19 protein-coding genes are annotated in these 18,568 nt (G+C 35.0%); 1 reads left to right on the top strand and 18 read right to left on the bottom strand.

Annotation, left to right across the window (positions count from 1 at the left end; translation table 11 throughout):
- Positions 1-64: 64 nt before the first annotated feature.
- The 9 genes from SAUT_RS03920 to SAUT_RS03880 all read right to left on the bottom strand — a co-directional run bounded on the left by SAUT_RS03920 (position 65) and on the right by SAUT_RS03880 (position 6,464).
- Positions 65-913, bottom strand: a complete 849-nt coding sequence (locus SAUT_RS03920; RefSeq protein ID WP_013326575.1) for a ParB/RepB/Spo0J family partition protein — start codon at positions 911-913, stop codon at positions 65-67.
- Positions 913-1,695, bottom strand: coding sequence for a ParA family protein (locus SAUT_RS03915; RefSeq protein WP_013326574.1), 783 nt, complete (start codon positions 1,693-1,695; stop codon positions 913-915). Before SAUT_RS03915 ends, SAUT_RS03920 begins: the two co-directional genes overlap by 1 nt.
- Positions 1,692-2,327 carry a biotin--[acetyl-CoA-carboxylase] ligase gene (locus SAUT_RS03910; RefSeq protein ID WP_013326573.1) on the bottom strand — a complete coding sequence of 212 codons (636 nt, stop codon included), beginning with the start codon at positions 2,325-2,327 and terminating at the stop codon, positions 1,692-1,694. The genes SAUT_RS03915 and SAUT_RS03910 overlap by 4 nt, the downstream gene beginning before the upstream one ends.
- Positions 2,308-3,222: a methionyl-tRNA formyltransferase gene (gene fmt / locus SAUT_RS03905; RefSeq protein ID WP_013326572.1), complete on the bottom strand. Its 915-nt coding sequence runs from the start codon at positions 3,220-3,222 to the stop codon at positions 2,308-2,310. Before fmt ends, SAUT_RS03910 begins: the two co-directional genes overlap by 20 nt.
- Before the next feature lie 2 nt (positions 3,223-3,224).
- Complete coding sequence (gene proB / locus SAUT_RS03900) at positions 3,225-3,986, bottom strand: glutamate 5-kinase (RefSeq protein ID WP_013326571.1); 762 nt, start codon at positions 3,984-3,986, stop codon at positions 3,225-3,227.
- A 2-nt stretch (positions 3,987-3,988) separates the two neighbouring features.
- The gene (gene obgE / locus SAUT_RS03895; protein WP_013326570.1) at positions 3,989-5,089 is read right to left on the bottom strand and encodes a GTPase ObgE; all 1,101 of its coding nucleotides are present in this window, start codon (positions 5,087-5,089) and stop codon (positions 3,989-3,991) included.
- A gap of 152 nt (positions 5,090-5,241) precedes the next feature.
- Entirely contained in the window at positions 5,242-5,499 is a 258-nt protein-coding gene (gene rpmA / locus SAUT_RS03890; RefSeq protein ID WP_013326569.1) for a 50S ribosomal protein L27, read from the bottom strand.
- A 162-nt stretch (positions 5,500-5,661) separates the two neighbouring features.
- Complete coding sequence (gene rplU, locus SAUT_RS03885; protein WP_013326568.1) at positions 5,662-5,970, bottom strand: 50S ribosomal protein L21; 309 nt, start codon at positions 5,968-5,970, stop codon at positions 5,662-5,664.
- Positions 5,971-6,143: 173 nt separating this feature from the next.
- Positions 6,144-6,464: a hypothetical protein gene (locus SAUT_RS03880; protein ID WP_013326567.1), complete on the bottom strand. Its 321-nt coding sequence runs from the start codon at positions 6,462-6,464 to the stop codon at positions 6,144-6,146.
- A gap of 140 nt (positions 6,465-6,604) precedes the next feature.
- On the opposite strand from SAUT_RS03880, the gene SAUT_RS03875 reads away from it, so the two are divergent.
- A complete protein-coding gene (locus tag SAUT_RS03875) occupies positions 6,605-7,690 on the top strand; it encodes an Mrp/NBP35 family ATP-binding protein (RefSeq protein ID WP_013326566.1) in 1,086 nt (361 codons plus the stop codon).
- Between the two features lie 5 nt (positions 7,691-7,695).
- On the opposite strand, the gene SAUT_RS03870 is transcribed toward SAUT_RS03875, so the two are convergent.
- The 9 genes from SAUT_RS03870 to dapE form a co-directional block, all read right to left on the bottom strand.
- Entirely contained in the window at positions 7,696-8,262 is a 567-nt protein-coding gene (locus SAUT_RS03870; protein WP_013326565.1) for a 4Fe-4S dicluster domain-containing protein, read from the bottom strand.
- Positions 8,262-10,571, bottom strand: coding sequence for a molybdopterin-containing oxidoreductase family protein (locus SAUT_RS03865; RefSeq protein WP_013326564.1), 2,310 nt, complete (start codon positions 10,569-10,571; stop codon positions 8,262-8,264). Before SAUT_RS03865 ends, SAUT_RS03870 begins: the two co-directional genes overlap by 1 nt.
- Before the next feature lie 56 nt (positions 10,572-10,627).
- Positions 10,628-11,815: an NrfD/PsrC family molybdoenzyme membrane anchor subunit gene (gene nrfD, locus SAUT_RS03860; RefSeq protein WP_013326563.1), complete on the bottom strand. Its 1,188-nt coding sequence runs from the start codon at positions 11,813-11,815 to the stop codon at positions 10,628-10,630.
- Positions 11,816-11,825: 10 nt separating this feature from the next.
- The gene (locus tag SAUT_RS03855) at positions 11,826-12,389 is read right to left on the bottom strand and encodes a 4Fe-4S dicluster domain-containing protein (RefSeq protein WP_013326562.1); all 564 of its coding nucleotides are present in this window, start codon (positions 12,387-12,389) and stop codon (positions 11,826-11,828) included.
- 3 nt (positions 12,390-12,392) lie between these two features.
- The gene (locus SAUT_RS03850; protein ID WP_013326561.1) at positions 12,393-14,801 is read right to left on the bottom strand and encodes a molybdopterin-containing oxidoreductase family protein; all 2,409 of its coding nucleotides are present in this window, start codon (positions 14,799-14,801) and stop codon (positions 12,393-12,395) included.
- Positions 14,802-14,998: 197 nt separating this feature from the next.
- Positions 14,999-16,576: a DUF3373 family protein gene (locus SAUT_RS03845; protein ID WP_013326560.1), complete on the bottom strand. Its 1,578-nt coding sequence runs from the start codon at positions 16,574-16,576 to the stop codon at positions 14,999-15,001.
- Between the two features lie 89 nt (positions 16,577-16,665).
- Complete coding sequence (locus tag SAUT_RS03840) at positions 16,666-17,058, bottom strand: RidA family protein (RefSeq protein WP_013326559.1); 393 nt, start codon at positions 17,056-17,058, stop codon at positions 16,666-16,668.
- Entirely contained in the window at positions 17,036-17,467 is a 432-nt protein-coding gene (locus tag SAUT_RS03835) for a DUF255 domain-containing protein (RefSeq protein WP_013326558.1), read from the bottom strand. Before SAUT_RS03835 ends, SAUT_RS03840 begins: the two co-directional genes overlap by 23 nt.
- Positions 17,467-18,567 (bottom strand): succinyl-diaminopimelate desuccinylase, encoded by a 1,101-nt coding sequence (dapE, locus tag SAUT_RS03830; protein WP_013326557.1) that lies wholly within the window; start codon positions 18,565-18,567, stop codon positions 17,467-17,469. The genes SAUT_RS03835 and dapE overlap by 1 nt, the downstream gene beginning before the upstream one ends.
- Position 18,568 lies beyond the last annotated feature (1 nt).

Here is an 18,568-nt window from a genome sequence, read left to right as displayed (position 1 = left end):
GATTATACTATTATAAAATTGAAACGATAGTTAAATGAAGATATAAATTTGGTATTTTTTTTAATTAATTTCTAAAATGTGACAAAAACTCATCAATTTCATCTTGCGAATCAAAACTGATTGTAATTTTATTGTTTGAAGCTTTTACATGGTAACCGAAGTCACTGAATTTTTGTTTCACATTTGAGAAATCATAACCTGGAAGCTTGTTTCTTTCTGGAACATGTGAAGAAGTCTGCGTATTTTTCATACTTTTAATCATAGTCTCAACTTCGCGTACACTCAGTTTTTGACCAACTATAGAGTTCAAAATCAACTGCTGTTCTTTCTCATCCAAGCCAACCATTACTTTTGCATGACCTGCCGAAATCTTTTTTTCAATCAGTGCTTTTTGAATTTTTGGAGAAAGTTGCAGTAAACGCAGTGTATTGGTTATATGTGCCCTGCTTTTATGAATAATATTTGAGAGTTCATCATGTGTTACATCATGCAGCTTAATGAGTTCTGTATATGCTTCAGCCAACTCCATTGCATTTAATTCTTCTCTTTGAATATTTTCAATCAGAGCAAACTGTCTCATTTTTTGCTCATCAGAATTTAATACTACAGCACGAATCTCTTTGAGTTTTGCAAGTTTTGAAGCGCGAAATCTTCTCTCACCCGCTATTAGTACATACCCATCGATATCTTCAGTTACGACAATAGGCTGAATCAGTCCGTCTTTTGTAATAGATTCTGAAAGTTCTAAAAGTGCCTCTTCATCAAATGATTTTCTCGGCTGAAAAGGATTAGGACGGATATCTTTAAGCGGTATTTCTAAAACAACATCATTTTGAGAACCTTCATTTTCATATGCTTCGTCCATTTCTCCAAGAAGAGCATCAAGTCCTCTGCCTAACTTTTGTGACTTCATTACTTTATTATCGCCTGTGCTAAATTTTGATATGCAATAGAACCGCTTGATTTTACATCATAAAGAATTGCAGGTTTTCCAAACGATGGAGATTCGGCAAGTTTTACGTTACGCGGAACTACTATATATTTATCTGTTTCATCTTTAAAGAGTTTACCTTTAAAATGCTGACGCAAATCTGCGAAAACTTGTTTAGATAAATTGTTCTGGGAAGAAAACATAGTTGGTAAAAACCCTTTAACAGCCAATTTTGGATTAATTGATTTTCTTACAAGCTTGACTGTATTTAAAAGTTGTGCCAAACCTTCAAGTGCAAAAAATTCACATTGAATAGGAATAATTACTGAGTTTGCTGCTGAGAGTGCATTAATTGTCATCGGACCAAGTGCCGGAGGAGAATCTATAATAATGTAATCATAATCTTTTTGAATATTTGCTATTGCTTTTTTTAAAACAAGCTCACGACCTTTTGCTTTGTCCGCATCATAGTACTCTTTTTCTATTCCTACTAGACCAATATTAGAAGGTGCTAGATGCAGTGTAGGTAAATCTGACTTTAGTATAATGTCTTTGAGTTTTTTTGTTCCAATCAATACATGGTAAATATTAAATTCATAATCATTTCTATGGAACCCCAGTGATGTCGTGGCATTAGCCTGCGGATCAGAGTCAATCAAAAGCACTTTTTTTTCTGCCACAGCAAGTGAAGCTGCCAAGTTTACAGCAGTAGTAGTCTTACCTACTCCGCCCTTTTGATTTGCAATTACTATTACTTCACTCATCGCCTGCTGTATATCCTCTCACCATTTATATTCAAACTACCATCACTCTCGAGTATAGAAGACTCAAGTGATACCTTTTTACCATCACTATGCGTAAAAAATTCCTTGTTGTTTTCAAATTCTAACTTATATTTGCTAAAAACTTGCTTCCATAAAACTTTTTTTTCTATATTTTTGAAATATGTTTCTATTAAAATTTCTCTATTTATTGTTATATCCAGTGATTTAAACTCTTTTGGTGCTGCTATAAGGTTTATTCCTACACCGCAAATAAGCGTATCATCTACAATATTTGTAATCATTCCACCTATTTTTTTGTTGTCAATATAAAAATCATTTGGCCATTTTAAAAAAACTTTTGAGCCATATTCATTCAAAATTTCTTTTAAAATATAAGAAAAATATATAGAAACAGACTCTAATTTTAAATCATGCGGCAATTCATTCACATCAAGAGCAAATGATAAAAAAAGATTCCCTTTTTGTGAAGTCCACAAATTTCCTCTGCTACCGATTCCATCTGTTTGAATATTTGCAACTACAGCTACAGGAGGTGTCAACTTTTTAGATTTAAGCTGTTCTTTTAAATAAAGCTGTGTTGATTGAAGTGTCTTAAAGTAAAGTGTCTTCAAGAGTCACTCTTTTACCGTTTATATATGAAAGCACATCCATCTCTTTTTTTGACTGGGGCTGTACTTTATAAATACGCAAAGAGCCCTGCTTACATGTAACGACAATGCTCTCTTTATCAATAGTAATAATTTTGCCTGCATCTTGATGCGCTTCGTCGGCACTTTCAAGCTTCATCTTTTTTAGTTTGAGTCCGCTTGAAAGATAAATACCGGGCCATGGTGTAAAAGCGCGGTATTTGTTATAGAGTTCCTGTGCATTGTCAAAACTAACTTCACCGTCTGCTTTTGTAATTTTTTTACAATGCGTAGCCTCTGCTTCATTCTGTTTTTTTGGTGTGTATACATTAAAATTATGCAATACATCTATTGTTAAAGCAGCTGCAATTTCTGTGAGCTGTTCAAACAACTCCTCGACCATCATATCATCATCGACAGCTATTGTCTCAATTTTTAAAATATCTCCTGTATCAAGCCCTTCTTCCATCAGCATTGCAGTTACGCCTGTAATTTTATCACCATGAAGCAGCGTTTGCTGAATCGGACTTGCTCCGCGGTATTGCGGCAGTATTGAAGCATGCAGGTTTATGCAAGGCGCATGATCTAAAACTTTACGTGGCAGTATCTGTCCATAGGCTGCTACCACTATAAAATCACAGGGAATTGTCAAAAGTTTCTCTACTGTTTTTTCATCACGGAGTTTCTGCGGCTGATAAACAGGAATGTTATATTCTTGTGCCGTTGTTTTTACAGGAGGAGGCGTGAGCACTTTTTTTCGCCCGACAGGTTTGTCCGGCTGTGTATAGACTGCAACAACATTTATGTCACCTGTATCTATGAGTCTTTGAAGAATTTTTTGAGCATAATCTGGTGTACCCATAAATATAACATTTTGCATTATTAGCCTTTACATGTAAAGAGTGTGCCGCCCTTATGGGAACCTTCAAGCATAAAACTTCTTACATCGCTCAAATCAAATCCGCTTGCAAGAAACGTATCTATATGTGCTTTTAGTAAATAGTCCGCTGCTTTAAGTTTTGTCACAATTCCGCCTGTGGCAAAAACATTGTTTGGACTGACTTCTTTGGCCAGCTCTTTTTCATCAATTTTATTAACGATTTTGAGTGCTTTTGCATCGGGATTTTGCCTTGGGTCACTGTTATAATAAGCATCTATATCAGAAAGTATTATAAGCATATCGGACTCTGTATCTTTTGTTATATATGCAGAGAGCTGATCATTATCACCCAGTTCAAGTTCATCTGTCGCCGTTGCATCATTCTCATTGACGATAGGGAGCACATCATTTCGCAACAATGTCTCAACCGTTGCACGGATACGTGTTATATCATCCGTAGAATTTAAATTAGCTGCAGTAACTAAAACCTGTGCCGTAAGGGTGTCATATTTTGCAAACTTTCTTGCATATTTATGCAAAAGCACCGGCTGACCGATTGCAGCGAGAGCCTGCTTGTTTGCTATAACCGTTCTGTCAAGTTTTAGTTTTGTGTAGCCGCCTGCAACAGCGCCTGAAGAGACTAAAATTACTTCATGCTCTTTTTTCAACTCAGCCAAAAAATCTACAAGAGCACGCATGCGCTTAAGTGCTATAGTCCCGTCTTGCGTTAAAACAGCACTGCCTACTTTAACTACAACACGCATGCTTACTGTCTCGTTTGCTGTACTAAGTTAAAAAGTGCATATTTTAAAGGTTCTATATTTTTACTGATAGCAGAAGATATAGGAACAATAAAATAGGGTTTTTCGATTTCATATCCAAGTGTCTCATCTTCACTTTCTTGAATAAAATACGGCAAATCTTTATCAAAATCAAATTCACTGCCTTTACTTGGGTTAAGATCAAGCATAGATATAAATTCGGCTACTTTTTCACTAATCTCTTCTTGAGGCACTATATCTGTACGTGTGAGTGCTATAGCATATCTTGATGCGCCTAGTTTTTCTGAAAATGAAGCCACTTCATTTTTAAGTGTTTCTATCTGCTCTTTAAGGTCTCTGTATGAAGCCAAGTCAATCATAAATAACAATATCTTTGTTCTTTCAATATGACGTAGAAACTCAATTCCAAGTCCTTTTCCTTCATGTGCTCCACCAATAATTCCAGGAATATCTGCCATAACAAATGATTCATAATCCCCAATATTTACTTGACCGAGTTTCGGGGTAAGCGTTGTAAATTCATAATTTGCAATTTCCGGTCTCGCATTTGAAACAGTAGAAATCAGTGTAGATTTTCCGACATTTGGAAAACCGACCAAGCCGATATCTGCAATAAGTTTCAAATCAAGTTTTATATTTTTCGTTTCACCTTTTTCACCAGGTTGTGCATAGGTTGGTCTTTGGTTGGTAGGTGACTTAAAGTGCGTATTACCAAGTCCGCCTTTTCCACCTTGAAGAAACTTTTCTTCCTGTCCGTCTTTAAGCATATCAAAAAGAACTTCACCGCTCTCTTGATCTATAATCTGTGTTCCCGGTGGAACAATAATAACTTTTTTAGCGCCAGATTTTCCGGTACAGTTTGAACCCTCTCCGGGCTTCCCGTTTTCTGCTTTTATATGCATACGTCTTTGGAAATGAGAAAGTGTGTGTGTATTGTTATCACATTTGAACCAGACATCGCCGCCTTTTCCGCCGTCACCGCCGTTTGGACCACCGTTGAGTACAAACTTTTCACGACGGAATGCTACACATCCTTGCCCGCCTTTTCCAGAACTAACTGTTAATTCAACACTATCTGTAAACATTGTGCAATCCTTTTTTTATGACTCTGTGTCATTTTAAATACTTAAGAAAAAACTATTAATTATAAAGTAAATTATTAAATATTTTGAAATTTTCTTTGTGGAATATATTCCCATCTTAAGAGGATGGGAATAAGGGGTTTTATACTGTAGAATTATGCAGCAGGTATAATTGAAACTTGTTGACGTTTTTTGTCTTTTCTTTCAAATGCAACAATACCGTCAACTAAAGCAAATATAGTATGATCTTTACCCATACCTACATTTTTACCTGGATGAACTTTAGTTCCACGTTGGCGAATAATGATGTTTCCGGCAATTACAGCCTCTCCACCAAATTTTTTAACACCAAGTCTTCTACCAGCCGAATCACGATTATTCTGTGTACTACCCTGACCTTTCTTATGTGCCATCTTCTGTCTCCTTAAATTTGGTTCCCAAATTTAAGGGAACCTCTTATTTATTTTTACGAGTAGGGAAGTAATTCCCAACTCTAACGTTAGCACTAGGCTTCACTCAGCGTGAAGCTCACGGTGCTAGCACCTTTAATGCATTTTACTTTTAAACTACTCGATTTAAGCAGCTATTTTTGTGATACGAACACGAGTATGATCTCTTCTGAAACCACGTTTTACTTTACTATCTTTACGACGACGTTTTTTGAAAATTACAACTTTCTTGTCACGTCCTTCGCTGATAACTTCAGCAGTTACAACAGCACCGTCAACATACGGAGCTCCCATTTTAAGTTCGCCAGCATTAACTGCTAGAACTTCTTTGATTTCGATAGTAGCTTCAGGTTCTAAAGATAATTTGTCTAATGAAAGAACATCACCCTCTTGAACTTTATACTGTTTACCACCATTTTTAATAATTGCGTACATCTATGGTCCTTAAATATTTTTAGGTTGTATTTCTACAAAAGTCCGGAATTATATCTAACTAAGCTTTAAGTTATGTTTAATTGTTTTAAAATTAATTATAAATCTGATATTTTGTAGATGTTTTCTAGTATAGTAGAAGGTTTTAAACTACTCAAATGAGTAGTTTAAAAAAATTAACACGAAGGTACGTTTCCGCTGTCACTTGCAAAGTCATGTGCAAAATCATAATAATGTTGTAAATATTTAGATTTCAAAGCCTTGTCTTGCACTTTTGGACAAATGTTTTTAATCTCTTTTGCCATACCTTTTACACCAATTTCATCCCACTCATCTTGAGTATGCTTTGCTGCAAATTTCGCACCATTCATTCCACATGCTTCTTTAAGCTTTTTAGCATAAAGTTTTTGACCTTTTGCAGCATCTGCACTTGCAACAGTAGCACCTAAACTTAAAATAACAGCTGCACCTAGTGCAATTTTTACAATTTTATTCATGTAATCTCCTTAAAAATATACAATAATTTTATCTCATATAATATAAAAGTAATATTTATTATAAAAGTAATTTATACTTTTAATACAAATGTGTAACTATTTGTTATAATATCATTCACAAAAAGACAAGGTTGTTTAAAATGATAAAGCAAGAAATTATTGAAGATTTATTAAAACAAGTAATATATCCAGGTTTCACTAAAAGTATAGTCCATTTTGATTTTGTTCGAGAAATCAAAATCATAGAAAAAGAGATCTCAATAACCCTCTCTATTCCATCTACTTCCATAGAAATAGAAACACAACTTAGAGATGAAATCACAACAAGAATTAAAACTAAAACAGATATGCCTGTTATTGTAAAAATTTTAAAACCAAAAATGCCAAAAGAGACAAGCTCTAATGGTAAAAACGTACTGCCAAACATTCAAAATTTTGTAATGGTTAGCAGCGGTAAAGGTGGTGTAGGTAAATCTACTACAACTGTTAACCTTGCTATTGCATTAGCGCAACAAGGCAAACGTGTCGGACTTTTAGATGCGGATATTTATGGTCCAAATATTCCTCGTATGATGGGTATAGCAGATATTCAACCCGTATTTTTAGGCAAAACTATAAAACCAATTCCTGCACATAACATAAAAGTTATGTCCATAGGTTCACTTGTTGAGAGAGGTGCCTCTCTTATATGGAAAGGTGCTATGGTCACACAAGCAATAGAACAGATGCTTGAAGATATAGAGTGGGGAGAGTTGGATGTCTTACTTTTTGATATGCCTCCTGGAACTGGTGATGCACAACTGGCTCTTGCACAAAACCTGCCGGTAACTGCAGGCGTATGCGTAACTACACCGCAAAAAGTAGCCCTAGATGACACTATACGCAGTATGGATATGTTTAAAAATCTTCATATCCCAATAGCTGGTTTAGTTGAAAATATGAGTGGTTTTATTTGCCCTAGTACAAGTGAAGAGTTTGACATCTTTGGAAAAGGAACAACACAACCTTTAGCTGATGCGTATGAAACAACCGTTTTAGGAGAAATCCCTATAGAACCTGCTATTCGTGAAGGTGGAGATAGTGGACAACCTATCACAATTATCGCACCAAATTGCGAAACATCTAAGCGCTATCAAAATATTTCTACAAAATTATGGAACTACCTACTAAAAGTCAATGAAGATGGTGGCGTTAATAATGAAGAGATTCAGCCTACCATTTTTTAGTCTATTCATTCAAGATAAAAGAGTTTTGGCTTTGTGCCAAGCTCTGATTTTAAAGTAAAATGCTTTCTCTCTTTTAATATTCTGCTAATCTCACTCTTTTCATCATCCAAATCGCCAAAATATCTTAGTTTTGCCGGACAGGTAATCTGACATGCTGTTGTAGTTTCACCCCGAGCCAGTCTCGTATCTGCACAAAATACACATTTATCCGTTATATGATTTTTTTCATCAACATATCTGGCATCATAGGGACAGGCTTCCATACAGGTCATAGTCAAATCACATTTCTCTTTATAAAGTCGTACAATACCATTTTTATCTCTATATATAGCATCATTTGGACAAGCTTCCATACAGGGAGCATCTTGACATTCTTGACACTGCATCTGCATAAACTTTACTTCTGAAGTTTCAAGATTCCAAAAATCTCCTTGTGTTGCACCATCTTCCTGAATCCAAAGTCTATGATTCTTTGCGCCTAAATCTATACCATTCTCTTCTTTACAAGCCACTTCACATGCGTGGCAATTTATACATAATTTATAATCAAATGCCATCCCATAATTTGCCATTAGAGCTTCCTTATCTGTACATCTGTATGATGCATTGTTGCGCACCCATAGACTTTCTCAAAACTGTCTTCTATTATCTGGTTATCGCAAGCTCCATTCCCAAAAGCACTCGTCAACTCTTCACTATCCATACCAAAACCATGAGCAAACCAAACAACATCCGGTGCTATTTTATTGGTAGGGTATGCTTTAATGACAACTCTTGATATAGGACTAGATACCGCTACACTATCACCCTCTTTTATATCTAGTTTTTTTGCAACACTATCATTTATCCAGATATGATTCGTTGCTTCTATATCTCGCAACATTACATTATTTGTTGAGGCTGTTTGCGTAGAAGTCACATAACGACCTGTTATCATTCTAAAACTCTCTTTAGCTACTTTAAAATCATAACTATCATGCCAAGTTGGGAGTGCATCACTTCCATTTTTTGCCAATTTTTCTATGTAACACTTTACTCTATATTTTTTATCTACACTGTAGTATCGTTTCTCTTCTGGATAATATTCATAGAGATTATTTCCCAAATCTTTTTGTTTCTCTATAAACGGATGCCAAACTCCTTTTGTTTTTAAAGAGTTATAGACTGCTTCTCCAAACTGTTTTATAATAAGATTTTTATTTCGTCTAGCTACACTGTGTTTATATAACTCGGCTAAATCATACCCACCTTCTTCAAAAGCTTTTACTTTTCCTAACTCTGCTATACTATCCTGTAAATCTTCATCATATTTTGCACTCACTTCAAAAAGAGGAACTGAGAGTTTTTTGCCTAAGCCTTTTAAAATATCTTGCATAGTTTTACTCTCATAAAGCGGTTTTATCACTTCATTTCTCAAAGCCAATGATGGTTCAAGTCTGTTAAAACTCACAACCATATCTTCACGCTCTAAATAAGTACACTCCGGAAGTATTACATCCGCCATCATAGCTGTATCACTAGGCATAGTATCAAGCACTACTACTAAATCCATCATCTCCAGCATTTTTCTAGTCTTTGCAATATTTGGCATATTTTGCATCAAGTTATGTTTTCGTATAAACATCGCATTTACTGGATAAGGAGCAGTTTTTGAGATGACTTTATCTCTAAAGTTTAACCAACTACCCCCTTTACTAGAGCCATAAATAATACCATCTAAATCAAATCTTCCCTCTGCTGCATTATATAAAGGTTCCACGATCTCTTCCTGATTTAACTTTATAGGTTTTCCAAAAATAATGCCACCTTTACGGTTTACACTTCCGGCAAGTGCATTTATAAGTACCATGGCTCTACGAAATTGAAAATCATTTTGAGACCAGACACTTCTTCTACCCAAATAATAGAGTGGATTTTTGGCACTAAAAAATTCTCTTGTCACCTGCTCTATTTTCTCTGCAGGTATATGCGTTTTACTCTCTGCCCATTTTGCTGTGTATTTATGAGACAGTATATGTTGTTGTAATTTATCAAAATCATCAAACTGTTCTTTTACATATTTCGCATTATAGAGTTTCTCTTTTATGGCAATATAAACCATACTTAAACAAAATGCCAAATCAGTTCCAGGATTTATAGGTAAAAATTCATCTGCTTTTATAGCAGTCATTGTGCATCGTGGATCTAAAACAACAAGTTTTTGCTTTGTGTGAAGCATATCTACACTATCAGGAGTGATTAGAGATTCATATCTATTTGCCCCACTTATTATAAGGTAATCACTTCCAGCCACATCCATCTCACCAACATCACCAATTGTAAGCTGTGTCGCACCTAGTTTGGTATTTAAACAGATAGAACCCTCATCTAAAAAGTTTGCACTGCCTATTTTTCCACCGAAAAATTTGATATACTCATCTTTATTAAAACCTTCTCCGTTACAATAAGCTAAGCTAGAGCGATTATCCTTTTGCTCGTCAATTATCTTAACTAACTTATCTTTTATATATTCGTTTGCTTCATCCCAAGTAACACGTTTAAACCTGCCAGATCCTCTCTCCCCTATTCTAATAAGAGGGTATTTAAGTCTGTCTTTATCATATACAGCTTGAATCCCTGCATTTCCTTTTGGACAAAGCATATTTCTTGATTTTGGAAAGTATTGGTTTGGATTGAGTTTTGTAATCGTACTATTTTCAACTCTAGCAAAGCCAGCACACTTATTTCTACACATATTACAAAGATAAGGTATATCTTCTGCATCGCGTTTAGCAGTTGTTTTTATAGTAATGCATGAATTTGCAAGAGATGAAGTAGCATAAACACAGAGTGAAATGCTACCCTGCAAAAATTTTCTTCTGGAAGTTTCTATGATTTTCATAGTGAGATTGTAACTAAGTTAATGTTAGGTGCGACTAAAGTCACACCTAAAAATAGCTAATGAGCTCCGCCTTCAAGATCAAACATTTTTTGACCAAAATAGTAAAGCATAAAGAAAATACCAATACCACCAAAACCAATAGCTATTTCAGCAGCACTTGGAAAGTATTCAACCCACTCAGGTGGAAGCTGATACTCTACAGTTTTCATCATTTGAAGTGGTTTAAGTTGTGTATCATGAACTAAATCATATCTCATAAAGAAGATACCAATCATACCAATAAAGGAAGTAAATACATAAAGTTTAATGGATTGCCATTTCGTGGCTAACATAATTACGAATGGAATAACCATACCACAAAGAACTTCTCCATATAAAAAAGCGCCACTATGTAAAATATGTTCTGCAGTATCGGCACGACCTGGCATACCACCATAAATAGCAGTCAAAAATTTCCAAGTTTCAAAGAACATCAATATTGCAAGAAGCAATGCTTGAATTTTAGCAAGTCCTAAAAGGCCCTTTTTAATATCATCTGGAATTTGCATTTTATATCTAAATCCATACATTAAATATATTAAGTATATACCTGTAATAAATGCAGTTAAAATAAAATATGTTGGATAAAATACACCATTAGAGATAATTCTTGCATTTAAAAATCCAAAAACACCACCAAGATTTGAGTGTGCTGCAAGACCTACTAAAAGACCTGTAAGCCCAAATATTCTAGCATTTTTCATATCATTACGCATTAAGAAAATAAACTCAATAATCATAAATGTTAAATAAAGACCATAAAGTGTTCCCATCCACCAAATAGCAGAAGTCAGTCCTGGACTTAATACGTTATAGATAAGCATAGTTACCGGGTGGCCAATCTCAAATGCAATAACAGCAAAACCAGCCAAAATAGTAACAATAGAGCCAAAAATAGCTCTCTTACTCATTGCCATATAATCTTTAAAGCCAAATACGTCTCCAAGTGATCCAACAATACATAAACCAGTTGAACTTACAACAAAGAAAATATACATTGCAATTAAAAGACCCCATGGATGTTCTCTTGTTACATTATATGCATGATGTGAATGCATTAAGTATTCAACAACACCCCATCCAAAAGCACCTAATAAACCTACTGTTATAAAAAACATTAAAAGATTTAACGGAGTCTTTTCAAATGTCATTAAAGATTTCAATGTGAAATCTTTCATTGGTATTATTTTTTTAATAAAATTCATCATTTCCTCCTTATGTTAGATAGAACAGTTTTGGATTTGTACCAAGATGAGATTTTAGACTGAAGTGTTCTCTTGTTCTTAGTAATTCACTAATTTCACTCTCTGGGTCATCAAGATCACCAAATGTTCTTACTTTTGTAGGACAAGTGTTTTGACAAGCTGTTGTAGTCTCACCACGAGCAAGCCTTGTATCTGAACAGAAAGTACACTTATCTACAGTCATAGTTCGATCATCCACATATCTTGCATCATAAGGACAAGCATTCATACAATATGAACATAAAATACATTTGTCAGCATTTACTCGTACAACACCATTTTCATCATAGTATGTTGCATGTGTCGGACATACCTCCTCACAAGGAGCATCATCACAATGCTGACATTGACTTGGTAAAAAAGCAGCCGAAGCTATATCTAAAAGTGGCCATTGCCCCTCTGGATTATTTCCACCTACCCAAATTCTATGCTTTTCTGCACCTAATTCTACGCCATTTTCTTCTTTACATGCTACTTCACATGCTTTACAGTTGATACAATTTTTGTAATCAAGTGCCATTCCATATCTAGCCATAAGTTACACCTTTCTTATTTCTACATTAGTTTCATGCATAACAGCTGCACCATACACAGGCTCTATCTTATCTTCAATAAGTAGAGCATCATTTGCACCCATACCATAAGCCATTTCCATTTTTTCACTGCTTCCACCGAAACCGTGAAGCATAAAGATTTGATTAGGCGCTATTTTTTCCGTTGGATACGCTAAAATTTCTACTTTTCCGATATTACTTTTCACTTCAACTTTGTCACCAAACTTAATACCACGCTTATCTGCAACTCTTTGATTAATCCAAATATAGTTTGTAGGGATTAAATCTCTTAACATTGCATTATTTGTAGTACCACTTTGTGTAAACTGTGCATGACGACCCGTTACAAGTCTAAATTGACCTTCAGGCACTGAAAATTTATAATCATCATGCCATGTAGGAACTGCATCTACACCTTTTTTCGCTAAATTTGGAAGTGTAAAATGAACTTTTAATTTATCATTTTGCGTTGTATATTTTTTCTTATTGTCAGGATAATACTCTGATTCATTAGGATTGAGTTGTTTATGATACTCTTCTATATGTGGATAATAAACACCTCTCTCTTCTAAAATTTTCCAAGCTTTTTCACCATACATAGAAACTACTTTTTCTTTGTTTTGCTCTTCTACAGGTTTTTCCCATGGATCAGTTAAATCAAATCCATTCTCTTTATAGTAAGCAAGAATTTCCTTTGGACTCATACCTTCAGTGTCGTCTTGAACATCTTCATCATACTTTTTGGTAATTTCCCAAAGAGGTTTTGAAAGTTTTTCTGCTAATTCTTTATAAATAACCTCAGGAGTTTTTGTTTCATAAAGTGGTGCAATAGATGCCTTTCTTTGTACAATTGCAGGTTCAGTAGCACCATAAGAGCTAACTGGAGATGTTCTCTCTAAGTATGATGCTTCAGGTAAAACAACATCTGCATACATCGTAGTATCACTAGGCAAGATATCTATCATAACATTCAAATCCATCATTTTTAGGAACTGCACCGTTTTTTTCGTATTTGGCACCCCTGCTAATGGATTATGTTTTCTCATAAACATACTTCTTACTTTATAAGGAGCTTTTCCTTCCAGAACCATATTTCTAAAAACAATCCAAGAACCAGTTTTTTGAGATGGAATAGCAATACCTTCTTTATCAAATCTAGGTTGTGCTTGTCCATAAATCGGAGCATTTATATCTTCTTTTGGAAGTGCTAATTTTTCACCGTAAACAAGCCCGCCTTTTTTATCAAGATTACCACTAAGTGCTTGAAATGTTGCCATAGCACGACGAAGCTGGAAGTCATTTTTACTAAATACACTTCTTCTGCCTTGATAATAAATAGGACTACGAGCTTGCATAAATTCACGAGCAGTTTTATAAATCTCTTTAGCAGGAATATTTGTTATCTCTGCTGCCCACTCTGGAGTATATTTACTTGAAAGAATTGTGTTTTTATATTCATCAAATCCAATACCATGTTCTGCAACAAAATCTTTATCATATAGTTCTTCTTTAAGAACCACATATGTCAAAGAGAGCACAAATGCAAGGTCAGTACCAGGATTTACCGCATACCATCTGTCAGCTTTTGCAGATGTATTTGTAAAACGCGGATCTAGAACAATAGTTTTAAGTCCTCTTCCCTTGCTGCGTTTAAACATATCCATAGTATCTGGAGTAATAATAGCCTCTGCACGATTTGCACCAGCTATAATCAAATAATCTGCATTATTCAAATCTGCTTCGCCATACGTACCAAGAGTATTAACATATCCACCAAGTGTTGTTTCAAGACAGATACTTATCTCATCTACATAGTTTGGAGAACCAATTTTCTCACCAACTAATACTTCAAAGCCCTCTTTAGAAAGCCCCTCACCGTTACAGTAACCAATAGTAGCACGGTTATCTTTCTCTTCATCAAGAATCTGTTTAATACCTTTAAATTTATTGGTACCATTTAAGATTGCTTCATATGCTTCATCCCATGTTACACGTTTATATTTACCATCGCCACGTTCACCAATTCTTATCATTGGATATTTGAGACGATCCGGATCGTATAAAGTTTGAATACCGGCATTTCCTCTTGGACATAACATATTTCTCGATTTTGGAAAGTATGGATTCGGATTTAGTTTTGTAATAATTCCATCTTCCACTCTGGCAAAACCTGCACATTTATTGACACATATACCACATAAGAATGGAACATTCTCTGCTTCTTTTGTACTTGTCTTTGTTGTTATAGTACTTGGTATACGACCGTTAGCTGATTGATGTTTACTAGCATGCTCGCTAGAAAAAAGATTTGTAGCACTAATCGCCGATGCACCAGCAACACTTAATGCCACACTTCCTTGAAGAAATTTTCTTCTAGAAACTTCTACACTCATAAGCATTTCCTCTTTTTAAATTTTCTAAATGGTCTATAAATTTAAGACAAACTTATAATATTATTTTAGATACTTATATTCTAATTCAATTATGCTTATAATAAACTTTTATTCGTCTAATATTAATAATAAGTAGAGGTAATGGATAGAAATGGAATAACTAAAGCGTGACAGACGTCACACTTTAAGAAGAAAGGTTAGTATCTATATCTTAGATATACTCGTACATCTTGTGCGGACTCTACTGGATTTTGGTTTTGTGCAACAGCTTCATCCATTGTCATTGGTGTTCCACCATCTCCAAAGAAAGCATGACTTCCTGTGTATTTATAGTCCAAATATGTATAACGTATCTGTGCAGTTAAAATTTTACCTATAAGATCTTTATTAAACCATACTTCATAGGCATCTCCACGTGTTGCAAGTTTACTGCCAACTAAAGTATCTTCACCATATGTAAAACTTCTCCAGTATTTACTACCATGATTATACTCTATACCAACCCTTGCATCATCAATCAATTGACAAGGCCAATTAAAACCGGTATAAAAAGACGTTCCTGTCTCTTTTTTGTCTGAACCAAGCATTGTGTGTCCATTATCCGGATTTGTTTGGCTATATGCAAAAGATGCAAAGAAAACTGTATCATCAAGCATATCAGTAATGCCGTCACCTATACCATCAGCTATAAAACTAGCTGCTCCACCCTGAACATCACCATGTTGTTTAAATTCATATGTATTAGGAGTACCAGTAGCATACATACCAGGAAGATTAAATGCATCAAACCATACCGTATGAAGTGAATATTGACCATCATCATAAGGATTAAAGAGAACACCAACTAAATCTGTATTGGAAAAACCTGGAGTATCACCATAATTATTTGAACCATTCATACTATAGGTTCCATTTGTGCTATTATAATCTATGCCACTATATCTACTGTTAACATCGCTCATACCTCGACCGAAACAGAACTTAAGTGACATTCCCGGTACATCAGTTACATTTTCAAGTTGATAGTTAAAACTTGCTCCATCAAACTCCATATTGATATTATGTCCAATAGCAGATTTTGCTTTTTGATCATCTCTGTAATTTACCAATAAACCATCAGTTGATGGACGACGACCAAAACTTGCTGTCCATGGAATATCCATACCTAAGAAAGTATCATTTTTATATAAGAAAAATGCCTCTTTTACTCTTAAAGTATTCGTAGAACCAGCTGTACCACTAACAACCCAGTCCATTTGATCCATTCCTGGATGTGGTTGTGCTACTTGACCATATATTTTATAGTATGAGAGTGTTCCAAAGAAAGAGATATGATCTGTTGGAGCATACGCCATTTTCATCCAAAGTCTATTGCTAAATACATCATTTGTATCTTTTGTGCCATCCGCCTTTTTATAACTTACATTATCATAAGCAGTTCTAAAATCAACACCAAATTTCAAGTTATCATTATTTGCTAATTTATTAACAGCACTGATTTTTTTCGTGTTATGTTTTTGTTTTTTTTCAAGCTTATCAACTTTTTTAGTTAACGCATCAATTGTAGCTTGCATTTTAGCTTTTGTGTTACTTTCATCAACTGTTGAAATTGTTGTAGATTTTAAGTTTTTATCTTTTTTTTGATTTGCTTCAAGCATAATCACTTTTTGCGTAAGCGCGTCTAGTTGTGCCTGAATACTGGCATTAACGGTAGAGTTTGCGAATGTTGCAGTTGACAAAAATGCAACCGCTGAGAGGGTAATGAGCTTTTTCATTTTATTTCCTTATAATAATAATAAGAAAATTATATTTACTTCTTCTTTAAGAAGAAGTAAAAAGTGCTTAAATACTTATAAAATGAATATTAAAACGAATAATTTGTCACTAATGCAACTGCATCTATTTCGACAAGTGCATTTTTAGGAAGTGTTTTTACTGCTACAGTTGAACGTGCCGGTTTATGTTCACCGAATGCTTTTTCATATACCGCATTCACTGCTGCAAACGAGTCCATATCTGCTAAAAAAATTGTTGTTTTAATAACATCATTTAAAGAGCTTCCGGCTTCTTCTAAAACAGCTTTAAGGTTTTGCAACACTGCAACAGCCTGAACACCTACATTTTCTTTTAACAACTCATCACTACCCTCTGGTGTTAATGCAATTTGCCCTGATGTGTATACTACTCCATTTGCCACTATTGCCTGTGAATATGGTCCAATTGCCGAAGGTGCTTTATTTGTTTGTACTGGTTTCATCGTTTTGATCCTTTAGTTTTATATAATTTTCCTGTGCATTATCCATAAATGAATCGAATAGTTCTTCATCTCTGTAACCCAAAGATGAGTAAAGTATATTCCCCTCTGCATCTACAAAATAATGTCTTGGAACCGGTGACACTTTAAAACCTTTTGGTATAAAATGGCGGTCTCTAGAGAGTAAAACTGTAACAAATTCTTGATTAACTCTCTCTTTAATCTTTTTGTTTTGCAAAGTTGTGTTTTCAAACTTTTCACACCATCTACATGTATCTGAAACTATTAAAACATAGACAAGTTTGTGCTCTTTTTTGGCAGTTAGCAGTGCTTTTGAATAATCGCACGGCCATTTAAGTTCTGCTCCAAAAATCATTTCACTGAGTAAAAACAGCATCAAAATAAATTTCATTATTTATTCCAGTTTTCTATGAGGCGGCTAAAAACTCTATATAAATCTTCTACCTCTTTTTTTGTTGTCCTCTCATTTGTTGAGTGAATCGTATCATTACGTACACCAAATTCTATAACATCTACACCAAGAGGCGCTATGAATCTTGCATCGCTAGTTCCGCCGGCAGTAGAGTGTTTTGGCTCTTTACATGTAACCTGTTTTATGGCTTCATCTATCTTTTTGACCAGTTTTGTATCTGTATCTGTTTTAAAAGGGTATGAACCTTGTGTCAGACGAAGTTCATAATCAAGCCCCTGTAAATGTTTTGCAACAAATTCACGAACCTCTTTTTGCGTTGTTTTTGTATTGTTTCTGACATTAAACATCATTTGAAGTTCATTTGGGGTTACATTTGTCACCTGCATCCCTGAACGTATATCTGTAATGACAAACTTTGAAGGAGCAAAAAACTCGTCACCCTCATCTAAATCAACGCCCGCCATATCACCCAATACTTGTGCTATTTGGTGTATTGGGTTTATTGCCTTCTCAGGGTATGCAGCATGTCCCTGCTTGCCTTTAACTGTAAGATACCCGTTAATAGAGCCTCGACGTCCAACTTTTATGGCATCTCCAAATTTATCTTCACATGTAGGCTCGGCAACAACACAGGCATCGGGAAGCATATTATGTTGCTGTAAATACTCTAATGCTTTTACGGTGCCTGCTGTTGCCTCACCCTCTTCATCTGATGTTAAGATCAAAGAGAGTGTGCCTTGAAAGTTTTTTGCTTCTTTTACAGCCTGTGTAAATGCAGCAACACCGCTTTTCATGTCCTGTGTGCCACGTCCATAGATAAAGCCATCTTTTTCTACAGCCTCATACGGATTGGTATCCCAGCCATCTCCTGCGGGAACAACATCAACATGCCCTGCAAAGCATAAATGTTCTCCATCACCAAATTTTTTATAAATAAAAAGATTTTTCACATCTTCTACATCAATTCTAACTGCTTTAAAGCCTTCAAGGTAATCTTCTACAAAGTTCAAAATACCGCCATCATCAGGCGTTTCACTTTTTGAATTTATCAGATATTTAAAAAGTTGAATAACATCCACG

Origin of the sequence: Sulfurimonas autotrophica DSM 16294, from assembly GCF_000147355.1 — a bacterium.
Lineage (GTDB): Bacteria > Campylobacterota > Campylobacteria > Campylobacterales > Sulfurimonadaceae > Sulfurimonas > Sulfurimonas autotrophica.
Note: the sequence above shows the minus strand (reverse complement) of the source record. Positions and strands in the feature narration are given on the sequence as shown.